Raw genomic sequence first — 12460 nt, forward strand, 5'->3', positions numbered from 1 at the left:
TTCAGGTCATACGAAAAACTCTCTGAGAAAAAGATATTGGAAAACGCTATGGCAATATTCCAGCAGTTTTTATAAAATTCAAAAAGCTTTATACTCTTCAGAAAAGCCCGGAAATAATACATGGCCTGAAGCACAAACTTTAAAAATGTTTAATCCAAACTTTTTATAAAAAAGCTTGATCAAAAATCTAGGCGTTTAAGGAGCCTTTATCAAAATCTAGGCGTTTAAGAAAATTTGATAAAGATCACTCATTTCTTTGAGCTTCCTGAGGTTCAAGAAGAGCATGTGCCCTGTTAATTATCTCTGTTCTTGCTTCATAATCCAGAAAAATCCGCTCTCCGAATTCAATCCTGTGTACGATTCCTTCTTCATACAGCCAAGAGAGCATAGACATCCCTTTTTCCGAATTAGGAAGAGAAAGAGAGCAAAAACACCAGGGAGGCAGATGCTTTATTATCTCTTCTTTTAGCGCAGCCATGCCAGTGCCTTCTTTTGCGGAAACAAAGACCGGATTCGGGGCCATATAACCTATCTGTTCCATAATGGCGTCAAATTCGGATTTTTCAACCAGATCGGCCTTATTAAGCACGGTAATGATCGGAACTCCCTGAATTTGGTCCCAGAGAGTATCGTGAGATGTCGAAAGTTTCTGCAGGATCATTTCGGGGGGTTCGCTTGCATCCACGACAAGGAGTATAAGGTCCGAGAGAAAAATCTCGTCAAGGGTGGACTTGAAGGCATCAACCAGCCAGTGAGGAAGATCCTCTATAAATCCTACGGTATCGGTCAAAAGAGCTTTTCGTCCCCCAAGGTCCAGAGCTCTGGTCATAGGCACAAGCGTTGTAAAAAGCATATCCTTTGCCTCGACACTTTCATTTGCAATAGCGTTGAAAAGCGTGCTTTTTCCTGCATTTGTATATCCTGCAAGGGAAATTAAGGAAAAGCCTTTCCTGTGCCTTAAAGCTCGCAGGGATTCATCATCCTTTTCTGCAGATTCGAGTTCATTCTGAATCCTTGTTATCCTCTTCTTCAGGTCATGTTCATAAGAATCCTCGTAGTCTCCAAGCCCCATGAAGCCTGCTCTTTCCTCCTTTTTAAGAAGGGAAACAACAGCTCTTGCCCTGGGTACTTCGTATTTCAATCTTGCAAGTTCGACCTGGAGTTTTGAGCGGTGAGTAGTTGCTCTCTTTGCAAAGATCTCAAGGATAAGCTGGAATTTATCGATAACATGGCATCTGCATATTTCCGAGACATTGAAGAGCTGGGTTGTAGAGAGCTTGTTATAGAAAATTACTTTCTCTGCATCCGTACTCCTGACAAGTTCGGCAAGTTCCTCGATCTTTCCCCTGCCGAGCTGGTACTTTGAGTCGGGATACCTGGTTTGCTTGAGCTCACTTACCGGCAGGTAACCTGCTGCTTTTGCAAGTTCTCTCAGTTCCTGTAAGAGATACTCCTCACGTTCTGGGTCCGAATTGGGAACTGTTCTTTTAACGAGAATTACCCTGTTCCCGTTACTGGATCCGTTACCGGATTTATGTTCAGCTGAAATTTTCATGCCTCAATTTCAAGTTCTTTTATCAGTAGATTGCGGGCGCTCAGGGAAATATGGTGCACGAGTTCAATCGACCTTCTCTCGGCAATCGATTCCTGATACTTAAAAGCCCTGGAAAACATACTTTCGGTCACCCATTTGGGTTTATTATACATATCCCCTTTTTCTGCCACAATCGTACCCTCAAAGGAAAGCTGGTCAGCTGTATCTTCGATTAGCTGCACGACGTCCAACAGGCTGGGAGCTCTTTTTTGCCAGAGGGGAAGGATTTTGATCTGCTTGACCTTTTCAATATGGCTAGCCGAAACCGTAAGCGCTGCGGCCGCACATACCATATAATACCCTCCTTTAATGCTGTGCCTGCCAGAGATGTCTACTGCAATAATATCCCACATATACTTCACCCTCGGCTGAAGTCCGATTTTCATGAAATTAAAAAATTTTAACAATAGGGAAGAGTATCCTCTATGTCAAATCCGAACTAATATCCAGGTATTTACATTTTCGTTCGGCTGATATCTAGGTATTCGACTTCTTCCCCTTTCTCTACCGCAAAAAGCATTGTTTTCCTGACACTGTTTGCAAGCCTGACCGCTCCGGACATAACCGAAAGCCTGAACTCGAAATCCGCAGGAATGGCGTTTACAAGGTATTCAGAATGTGGAATTTTTTCTATTGACTCGACTTTTCGGTATACCCTGAAATTTGTCCCAAATTTAAAACCGGTTTTGACCACATTCCCAGAGTCCCTGAGATTTTTATATGCACTGTACTTTCTCAGGAAAGAGCCCTCAATCTCTGAGGCTTTTTCGATAAACTCGTTAAACGAAAACACTTTACCTTTCCTGTCCCGAACTGTTATTACACCTCTGGAAAAGAGGTAAAGGGATTCTACCAGGGAAAGCTGAAGCCTTTCGGAGTCTAGCATTTTCCCGTAAAAGCCCCTGGCATAAAGAGTTTCTGAAGCCTGAGCATCCCAGGCTATTACCCTGTCTTCTAGGAAAGTTGCATCGGTTTTGACGACAGGGTACGGTTCAGGCATTTCTCCCTTAGGAACTGCGGTTTTAACTTCGTAGAAGGTAAGGTCACTTTCCTCGTCCACCACAGCAAGGATAAACTGCTTGTGCACGTTCTCTGCCGAGGCAACCGAGTCCTGAAGGAGTTTTACAGGAAGGAGCTGCCTTTCCGATTGGACATGAACAAAAATGCTTGCCGCACTTTTGCCTGGATGGCTGCCTCTGGGATATACACGGAAATCCGCAGCTGACGGCTGGACATAATATCCCCTCTCCTTAAGGTCTTTATAAACTATATATTTTAGCTCAAAATTTGGCTGCCTTAAAGAAGACTGTTCAAAAAAAGCTCTGAAATCAAGCAGTGCGCCTTCGAGTTCAATCTCGAGTTTTCCTCTGGACAGTAGAAAAGCAGCTTCTACAAGCGAGAGCTCAAGCCCATCGCCTTTAGGACGCCCAAAGTAACCAGTTTTATAAAATTCGGCTACCGCTTCCTTTCCAGCAAGGACCCGGTCTCCTTTTAGTTGTGTTTTCAATAGATTCACCTGAAAAGAAATTGAAATAAAAATAAGTTCTTTACCAGTCTGGCTTGCTGCAGTCTAATCTGCTATAGCATAATTCTTTTAATCTGAATTCTGATACATAAGTTGTAACCGAGTTTTTTATAATCTAATCTGTTGTAATCTAACCTATTATAATCTGATTTAATATAATATTCTTTTTTCAACCTTATAAGACTCTGGCCCTCAAAGCTCGAGCCTGCAATCTGGAATCTTTTATGTGAACTAATTGTCTACAGGTGCATCTTCATTTGAGATCTGCATACGTTATAAATGTATATTCTCAGATTATAGAAAGTCGGGTCTACAGATGTGTCCATAGAGGAGCCTGCACACATCATGGAAAAAGCCTTGATTCCCGAAACTTCCTTGCAGCCTCTACAAGTGAGCTCGCAAGTTCCCGGTATGCAACTCCATGCAGATGGGCATAAGAGCCGAGGGTATTTCCAGAAATGAGTCCGTCCCTGTCGTCCTTTATGCCTGTTCCCCTTGACAGGGTTATTGCAAATTCAGCGTCTTCGGGAATTTCCCTTATTTCTGAATGGTGAAATTCGTGTCCCTTGAAGCTGTTGCCTTTTTTCCCGATAAGGCAGTCCTTATTAAGGGTTCCGATATTGTAGCTTACCACTCTTGTCTGCCCCATAATAGTATGCCCTGGGAGCACCCCGACCATTGAATATGTAGACTCCGGCATTGAGGCATCGTGATAGGTGCCTTTTCCGGGGACTCCTGTGCTTATTTTTTCCGTAAGGTACATAAGCCCCCCGCACTCGGCATAAATGGGCATGCCTGCAGCAGATGCCTTTTTGATATCCTGGCGCATGGACTCGTTAGCTTCAAGTTCGGATGCAAAGAGTTCGGGATAACCGCCCCCAATATAAAGTCCGTCAATCTCAGGCAGGGAGGGGTCTTTAACAGGGCTAAAGTAAACGATTTCTGCACCTGTAAGTTTCAGGAGATCAATGTTATCGCGATAGTAGAAGTTGAAAGCCTCATCAAGAGCGACCCCTATTTTTGGCCTGGATACTCCGTCATCGGAAACATAGTAAAAAACGCTATTCTCAGGGCTTTTCAAGGGCTTTGCGCTTTTTGCAATTTCCAGAAAGCGGTCTACATCAATTCCTTTATTGATGATTTCCTTAATTCCGTGAAGGCGGGCTTCAAAGCCTCCATCTCCGAGCCGCCGTCTGCCTTCAAGAGCTGGCATAAGCCCTAGATGGCGCATGGAAATCTGCATCGCGGGGTCTCTTGGAACAATTCCTATAACCGGAACGCCTGTGTAATACTCAATTGCCTCTTTTGCTTTTTCGGCATGGCGGCGGCTTCCTATGTTATTCAGGATAACTCCTGCAATTTCTACATCAGGGTCGAAGTTCCTGTATCCGTTGACAAGGGCAGCACTCGAGCGGGTAATGCTCCGGGCATTGATTACAAAGATTACAGGACATTTAAGGATCTTTGCGATCTGGGCAGTGCTTCCAAGGTCACTTAAGCTTTCAAAGCCTTCATAAAGCCCGCGAACCCCTTCAATAATCGCAATATCTGCCTTCTCACCAGCCTCGCAGGCATGGGCATAGACATCCAGAATCCCATTCTCATCCATCAGGTAACCGTCAAGGTTCCGGCAGAACCTGCCAGTTATTTCAGTATGATAACTCGGGTCTATATAATCCAGGGCGACCTTAAAGGGCTGGACTTTGTATCCTCTTGAAACGAGAGCAGCCATCAGGCCCATAGAGATTGTAGTCTTGCCTGAGGAGGAACGGTCTGCGGAAATGAGAACCCTGGGAATATTCCCAGTTAAGGCTGGCTTGTCGTTAAGCATTTTTGAAACCCCTAATGTGTTTTGCACGACGTTTATATAGTCAATTTACCTTTTCAGTTTTTATGGCAATTTCATCAATGATTGCCGCTCTGGTTCATTTCGTCAATTCCCTCAACCGCTCATCACTCAGGGAATCGGCTGTAGCTCTTTTTTTGTTTTCAAGGATTGCTTTCCCAAGCTTGCGGTAAATGTCTGCAATATCGGATTCGGGGGCCTTTTCCATTACCGAGTAACCTTCCCTTTCACAGTCCTGAACTGTCTGTCTCTTAGGGATAAAAGCCATAAGCTGGCTGCCGATCTCCTCAGAAAACTTCGAAACGATCTCTTCTTCCCTGCTCACATTTCTTGAATTGCAGATTACCCCGCTAAGCGGCATTCCTATCTTCGATAGGCCTTTGCAGATATTATTTGCTGCATAAAGGGGCATGTACTCTCCTGAGGTCAGGACATAAGCCTCATTTACAAATCCTTTCCTGACAGGGGCAACAAACCCTCCACAGACTATGTCTCCGGGTACATCGTAAATGATCAAATCCTGCTCTTTTAAGAGATCTCCTGAAATGCTTTTCAATTTCTGGATGGCAACAATAATTCCTCGCCCTGCACAACCTATGCCAGGTTCGGGGCCGCCTGCTTCCACGCATTTGACTCCTACGTATCCTTCAAAGACTACATTTTCTTCCTTTACATCCACACCCTCACGCAGAAGGTCGAGAATTGTTGGGATTCTCCTGCCTCCAAGAAGGGTGATTGATGAGTCGCTTTTAGGATCGCAGCCTATTATCATGACCTTTTTTCCTGCCTCGGCGCAGGCGGCGGCAACGTTTGAAGCCGTACTCGATTTACCTATGCCGCCTTTTCCGTAGATCGCTATGATCTTCTGGTTTTTCAAAGGATTTTCCTCCTGATTTTATCCTGACTCTTTTTGCTCAGGCTTCCTTTGCAACTTCCCTTAAGGTAGCTCCAAACTCGGATTCAACAATCTCACTGACTCCCAGCGTTTTCGGGTGGAGGTCAATTTCTACTAGTACATACTCATGCCCCATCTCCTTTAGGGGCAGGACCTGTCTCGGGCCGTTAGTGATCGAAATAAGCTCCATATCTTTTATGTGCTCCATAGGGATTGCGTGCGGAACACCCGTAATGACCGCAAAGTCGAAATCGCTGTACTTTTCCTTTATTAATTCGCTGACCTTTTCCCCTGCAACTGGATACTCGTCCATGCCGCCAATGATTTCATGCACCTCAACTCCATGTGCTTTGAGGTCTCTCATTATATATTCGGCATGCTGCCTTACTCTGGGAAGTCCGAGCTTCGGGTCAATATTTGCCATATTGATAAGGTTTTCTTTTTTCCCGAGAGCTGCTGCAACCTCGTTGACTGCAAGGGTAATGTCTGCAAACATGTAGCCGGTTTCTTTTTTGGCATTCATGATGACAAGGCCCTTTTTGCCTTCCTTAAGGAGTTGAATTACACGCTGTGCGGCTTTGTATTTGACATCTCCGCGGGAGGGAGCAAGGTATTCCCTGCTTGCAGCCCCAAACCTTTTTTCCACTTCTGTGGCTTTTGCAAGGAGGTACTCCTGGCGCTCGAACTCTTTGTGGTCAATAATCCCTGCATCGAGTGCGGATTCCAGGGCAAAAAGTACTCCTTTTGTATTATTGTGATAGCCTGCGTGCACCTCAACTTCGATTACAGGGACATCAGGATTTGCCTCGAGCACGGCGTCATGCATTTCTTCTCCGATAATCATGCTAGCGCAGGTTCCTACCACACCGATAATTTTAGGGTTAAACAGTTCCACAGATTTGTTAATAAGTTGTACAAGCCTGTCATGCCCTCCGAAAACGAAACAGTTTTCGTCAAGGCCTGTGGTAACGACATGTATACCGTCTTCTTCGAGCAGCCTTGCATGTTTAAAAGAACACCCGGGAGGCCCATGCAGGATAGCAACATCGACATTTAAGTCTCTCAGAGTGTAAAGAGCCGCAACTATGGAACTTGGGCGGGGATGAATGATTGAAATCTCTTTTCCAGCCATGACAAATCCTCTTATTTAGATAATAGGAATATTGATAAGAATAATAGAACGCATTTCCCTGAAAATTTCTGTAACCTCAGGATATGAACTACTGCCTGTACCGCAAGTGGGGTTGGGAAACACGATCAGTTGGATTTAAAGCAAGTAACGGAAACGAATACAGATTGAAAGAGCCTGTATAAAACTCTATCATAAAAATTTCGGCAAATTCCTGCAGCCTTTTTCTCGCCTGTATCCGAGATAGGTTCAGACCCAAATTTTATATTCGAGATTGTTATCTTGGGCAGAAATTCCTGAGTAGCTCTCTTAATTGCCGGGAATTAGCCGGAATTGCCTGGGAATTCTTCAACAATTCCTCAACGATTCCTCAGCGAGGAGCCTCCTTATATAATTTTAATACAATTTTAACGAAAGCATTTTACCGAAGAGAGTATTATATCATTGCCTCCCGCAAATTCCAAGGCTTTTGAAAGCCCTTCAGGAAGATTCCGTGCATAAGAAATGTTTTTCCCATTTACTGCCTTCATCCGTTCTCCTACCAGGATAACCTGCTTACACTTTGTACCGAACTTTTCTACAAAGTCCTGCACGAGTTCAGGAGGCAGCCCTTCACAGACCTGAGAAGCTTCTTCTCCAAGCATGAGGATAATACCTTCCTTTTTTTCGTCTTTTCTCTTAAGGAGAGCGTAATCAAGGGCTTTTTCGGCCGAGAGAATGTCCATGCCGGAGTTGGAATTGTCTATCAGGGAGATACCGTTCATTTCCTTTTCCTGCATTCTGCCTGAAAGCCCTCCGAAACCTTCAATTGCCGAAATAACAGCTTCAGGTTCAATTCCAAGTTCTAGGGCGGCTGCCGATGCTGCGACAAAGGCAGTCCTGTAAGCTGAAATATTGTACCCTGGGCGGAGGGATGCGGAAAAAATTTCCTTTCCTCTGTACAAAAAGCGAACGCAAGAACCTGAAGATCTCGGGAAAGCCTGGATTTCGGGTGAGCCTACTGGGATTGATGAGCCTGATAGACCGGATGACCCTGATAAACCTGATAGATTGGTCGACTTTGGTAAACCTGAAGGCGTTATCAAATCTGAGGAAACTGATAGGGCTAAAGTCCCGGGTCTGGTTTCCAGAATAAAGTCGACTATTTGGCCTGGGATCAAGGAAATCTGGTAGCTGAATGGATCTTTAAAGGTTAAAACCTTTACCTGATCCGTTTTTGCAGCTTTAATGGCTTTTTTGGCCCCTGCATTGATTAGAAGGGTGCTTCCGGGTTTTGCGTGCTTAACAAGCTGGAGTTTTGCCTCGCTTGCAAGGGTTGTATTATTTGCAATCCCGTAGTCTGGGGAGAGGGTTGTAAGAATTCCTAGGTCAGCAGTGCCTGTGCCTCCGATTGAGACTTCGAAGATAAAAAAATCCGGTATGAACCCGGCCTCGAAAGTTTTCTCAACTGCAACCAGAATGCTTCCAGGAGTTATGCTCAAGCCCTTGTGGATGAGTGAAGAAGTGCCCGCTTTCCAGTATTCGAGCCCTCGTGAAGTGTGCAGCACTACTTCAAACTGCCTGGAGAGCATATCGGCCAGGAGGGACGAAGTACTTGTTTTTGCTTTTACGCCAGTAACCTCGACCGTTTTTATGCCTGAAAGCCTTGAATCACCTTTGAGAATCTCTCCAACAATTTCATGGTGCGAAAGAATGTTTTTTTCCTGCGCCCTGGCTTCTACAAGCATTGGATAAGCAGAATCAAGGTGCACAGGCGCTACAATTCGGTCGAATCCTGAGGCAGGAAGAGGAGTTTTTGAGCAGTGTATCCCGTATTTCTCCTCCAGTTCAAGCAGTATTTCAGGCTTGACTGTCTCGTATACATCTATTCCGCTTACTTCATTTCCAGCGGCTGCAAGGCTTTTTGCGATGGGAATGCCGCCGTGGGTAAGGTCGAGCACGGCGAACTTCTTCCGATACAGGTCCATGATAAAACCGGACCCCAAGTATGAATTTAAAGGGCTTCCTGAACCCTTTTAAACACAAGGTCGGCAATAAGCTCATCGGCTCCGAGAGGCTTTGCATAGCACAGAGGAACCGCTTTTCCGTCAATTTCTAGGGTACCACAACCCTTTTCATCCAGGCTCAGGATCCCAGGGATATCCTTTGTGATATGAACTCCTGAAGCCAGGAAAACCGGTACTGCTGCAACTTTTGTCACGCCAGTGCCTGAAAAACCTTCAATTGCTTCTTCAAGGGTTGGCTCACTGTTTTCCATAAAGCCGGCTCTGACAACGACATCCGAGTGTTTCCGTGCTATATAATCTGCGATCTGAGTGACTACTTCCTTATTGTAAGGCAGCTTGCTCCCGTGGCCTATGGCCAGAATTCCGAGTTTTTCTGTCATTTTTAAAACCTCAATCTCTGTCTGTTCAGGTTTAACACAATCGTTCGGATTTGTAATAATGAAGAGTTTAACATAGTTAGGATTTATATGATATAATCCTTTTGAAAAAGGAACAGCGAGAGAAAGTTTTAAAGGAATTGAATGATAAATATTTTTACAAGAAAGAGAAGGAAAAAAGAAACCCGAAATACATATAAAGGTTAAAGGATTCCAAAGAAAAATTTCAGTTTAAATGCATGTGTTTTCATCCTTTCGGGGGATTTCTTCCGGAAACCATTCCTGAATCTCTTTTGGCATATTGAATTTTACATCCCGAAGTTCGCCTTCTCCCATGTGCCTGTACATGACCCGCAGGACAGCCCGAATAACTTCAGCCGGGTTTACATTGTCATCGAACTCAAACTGTGCGTGCACCCTTCTTGCAAACTCCTCTTTTTTGAATTTCTCGGGTTTATCCCTGAGAGTCCAGCCATCATAATACATTCCTTTAATTATAAGGGGCAACTGTGAAGCAAGATCAACCGCTTCCTCTGCCGGAAGCCTGTCCCTTATCGCGTGCAATGTACCCCTCAGTGCCTGATATGCACTATCCTTGCTCTGCCATTTCAACTGGCTCAGAATATCCCTGAGCCATACATTGGTTAAGTCTATACTATTGTCAAGATTCTTTACTCCCGTAGTCGTTTCAACTCCCCCCAAAGCTTGAAAATTAAATGTTGTTAGGCAATTTAATATCGTTCGATGAATTATGGTCTGTACTTATATAATAATATCTAAGAACAAAATTAGAAGGCTGCATTTTACTGCATTTGTTATTTACTGAATTTGCTAAATACTTCTACTCTCAGTTATAACCTTTTTTGCGCGGCTTGTATTGTTATCTTGATATGAGATTTCATCAAAATCTCCGCGCAAAGCTTTAAGTGAATATTTTTCCAGATCTATTTCCTGTCTAGTGTGGAAGCCAAATCTTCTTAGTATAGATACAGGAGGGCACCAGCCCTGCACAGCGTATTGGAGCAGGAAGGTTAAAGCTATTGTGGGCAAAATGAGCCATACTTTACTTCTTTTTAAGCAAAGTATTATTCCAATCAAAGAAGCCGTAGATGCGCGGATTTCAATAATGCGTCCTATATCCCACTCCTTATTAAGCTTTTCAATTCTTTTACCTATTTCATAGTCGGTCTTGCCAGCATAAAACCTGACCATTGCAGCTATCTCTATATTGATTGCCTGATTAATCTCAGGAGGCGTATTAGCCCGTACCCGATCTCCTCTCACAAGTTCGCTGTAATCACTCACTTCCATGAAATTCCCCCGCTTAACAATCTTTTTTAAAGTATAATCAGATTTGAGTTGCCTTTTACTAAAAAAGGGTATAGGTATGCGCATATAAAGAAAGTAAATCATAAAAACTTAGTTTCAAGACTTGGTTTTGTAATGGAAAATAGAAGTAAACACGCTTTTCCCCCATTTTTGTTTGTCTTCTGAGCTATTGCAAGAAAAAAATTAATTTTTTCCTTGCAAAAAACGGATTCTGAAGGTAAATTCGATTTAACTCTTGACTCATAACTCGATTAGTCCATCAGGGTAGTAAATTACCTCTGCTCCTTCAAAATATATGCCTCCAGGGTGTCTGTATCCATTTGACCCGCTCCAGTCAAAATTCAGCCAGTATTGAAGCTTCCCGCCTTCAAGCTCTCTGCCTGAGTACCAGATATTTTCGGCGTAGGAATATCTACCCTGTAAATACCTGATAATTTCAGATGTAGTTTCCTGATTATCTCCTATGTAAAGTTCAGGATACGCGTGCCCGTAGCTCTCGTTTGTTGCAGTAACGATTCTTGTATTGAACCCCATATTTTTTAAAAGGGCAGAAATAACTATTGAATAGTCGTCACAGTCTCCTTTATAACCTTCGTTTATAGTCTGAGCGGCCCCGAAAAAAAACTCGCCTTTTTTTTCATAACGGTACTCCCAGTGCTGGTTCACGTAATCAAAAACATCACAGGCGTCTTTAATATTGTATCCTGAGGTCTTTCCGGTTATATTGAAAACCTCGGATGCGATTTTCTCATTTCCTGACCCGATACCTCTCTGAAAATTCAGGGACAATCGCCTGTATTCCTTGGGATAAACGACATTTGTTTTTTCTTCGGAATAAGTCGGAACCTCTGGTATCTCAGGAGAAATAGAATCGGCCAGGTATGCAACGCTCTCATTTTCTTCTGTCTTATTTTGTTCTTCTGCCTCTGTCTCATCAGGCAAAGGGATATCCATTTTGTCGGGTGTTAAATTCTGTAAATATTCTATCCGATCTTCGGGATTCAGATCTAAAACAGGAATTTTATCGGTAGCAGCATAATCTACACATTCGGAAACAAGTGCAAAAAGAAGAAGGAGACCTAATAACTTGAAAAATTTCTTCCTGATCACTTTGTCGACTCCCTGGATCAATATAGTTGAAATTATAAGCAGAACAAATAAGGTCTTAATTTATATACACAAGTTTGTAGCTATAAACATGCAAAGTATAAATTTGTAAGCTATCTTATTTTTAGAAAAAGATTGCAGGTATAACTTGTAAATTATAACTTCTAAAAATAATTTCTATATTCAAACTTCTAAGCTCCAACCTCTATAAACTTAAAATGTTTGAGACTATAGCATAATGACAGAAAGCCAGTACTTCAAGAGCGAGATCTAAATATTTTAGACTCCTCTTTTCCTTTTCAAAAACAGCCCGCACTTGCAGTAGTCCAATCCTTCACAGTATTTGCCTCCTCTCTGAAAATGCGGACATGAAGTACAGTATTCGCATTTAGTATTTATTATAAGGGATAGTATGTTCATTTTTACACCTTCCCACTTATATTAAATACATTGTCTAATTATTTAAAATGTAAGGTTTCTCTTGTTTTTCTTATATCCTCAAATATATTGCCTCAATTTTCAGGCCTTTAACAGTTAAGCAACATCACAGTTATCTTCAAGCTGGTTATCCTGCTGATAGGAGGGCACTTGCTATTCTATTCACAGTAAGAGCATCACAGCTATCTTAAAGCTGGCTGTCTTGCTGATAAGG

At 43.1% G+C, this 12460-nt stretch carries 11 protein-coding genes; all 11 read right to left on the minus strand.

Going from position 1 to position 12460, the window contains the following annotated elements; genetic code table 11:
• Positions 1-244: 244 nt before the first annotated feature.
• Positions 245-1555: a GTPase HflX gene (gene hflX, locus BP621_RS06075; RefSeq protein ID WP_292388529.1), complete on the minus strand. Its 1311-nt coding sequence runs from the start codon at positions 1553-1555 to the stop codon at positions 245-247.
• Positions 1552-1947, minus strand: coding sequence for a DUF2209 domain-containing protein (locus BP621_RS06080; RefSeq protein ID WP_292388531.1), 396 nt, complete (start codon positions 1945-1947; stop codon positions 1552-1554). Before BP621_RS06080 ends, hflX begins: the two co-directional genes overlap by 4 nt.
• A 101-nt stretch (positions 1948-2048) precedes the next feature.
• Positions 2049-3101, minus strand: a complete 1053-nt coding sequence (gene endA / locus BP621_RS06085) for a tRNA-intron lyase (RefSeq protein WP_292388532.1) — start codon at positions 3099-3101, stop codon at positions 2049-2051.
• A 361-nt stretch (positions 3102-3462) separates the two neighbouring features.
• On the minus strand, positions 3463-4950 hold the full coding sequence (gene cfbB / locus BP621_RS06090) for a Ni-sirohydrochlorin a,c-diamide synthase (protein WP_292388533.1): 1488 nt from the start codon (positions 4948-4950) through the stop codon (positions 3463-3465).
• A gap of 94 nt (positions 4951-5044) precedes the next feature.
• Positions 5045-5842 carry a Ni-sirohydrochlorin a,c-diamide reductive cyclase ATP-dependent reductase subunit gene (gene cfbC, locus BP621_RS06095; RefSeq protein WP_292388534.1) on the minus strand — a complete coding sequence of 266 codons (798 nt, stop codon included), beginning with the start codon at positions 5840-5842 and terminating at the stop codon, positions 5045-5047.
• 37 nt (positions 5843-5879) lie between these two features.
• A complete protein-coding gene (gene cfbD, locus BP621_RS06100; protein WP_292388536.1) occupies positions 5880-6992 on the minus strand; it encodes a Ni-sirohydrochlorin a,c-diamide reductive cyclase catalytic subunit in 1113 nt (370 codons plus the stop codon).
• A 404-nt stretch (positions 6993-7396) separates the two neighbouring features.
• Positions 7397-8956: a coenzyme F430 synthase gene (gene cfbE, locus BP621_RS06105; protein WP_292388537.1), complete on the minus strand. Its 1560-nt coding sequence runs from the start codon at positions 8954-8956 to the stop codon at positions 7397-7399.
• A gap of 26 nt (positions 8957-8982) precedes the next feature.
• A complete protein-coding gene (cfbA, locus tag BP621_RS06110; RefSeq protein ID WP_292388539.1) occupies positions 8983-9375 on the minus strand; it encodes a sirohydrochlorin nickelochelatase in 393 nt (130 codons plus the stop codon).
• 228 nt (positions 9376-9603) lie between these two features.
• The gene (locus BP621_RS06115) at positions 9604-10074 is read right to left on the minus strand and encodes a DUF2267 domain-containing protein (protein WP_292388540.1); all 471 of its coding nucleotides are present in this window, start codon (positions 10072-10074) and stop codon (positions 9604-9606) included.
• Positions 10075-10203: 129 nt separating this feature from the next.
• The gene (locus BP621_RS06120; RefSeq protein WP_292388541.1) at positions 10204-10683 is read right to left on the minus strand and encodes a hypothetical protein; all 480 of its coding nucleotides are present in this window, start codon (positions 10681-10683) and stop codon (positions 10204-10206) included.
• Positions 10684-10941: 258 nt separating this feature from the next.
• Positions 10942-11811: a transglutaminase-like domain-containing protein gene (locus BP621_RS06125; RefSeq protein ID WP_292388542.1), complete on the minus strand. Its 870-nt coding sequence runs from the start codon at positions 11809-11811 to the stop codon at positions 10942-10944.
• Between the last annotated feature and the right edge of the window lie 649 nt (positions 11812-12460).

Origin of the sequence: Methanosarcina sp. UBA5 (assembly GCF_002505485.1) — an archaeon.
Lineage (GTDB): Archaea > Halobacteriota > Methanosarcinia > Methanosarcinales > Methanosarcinaceae > Methanosarcina.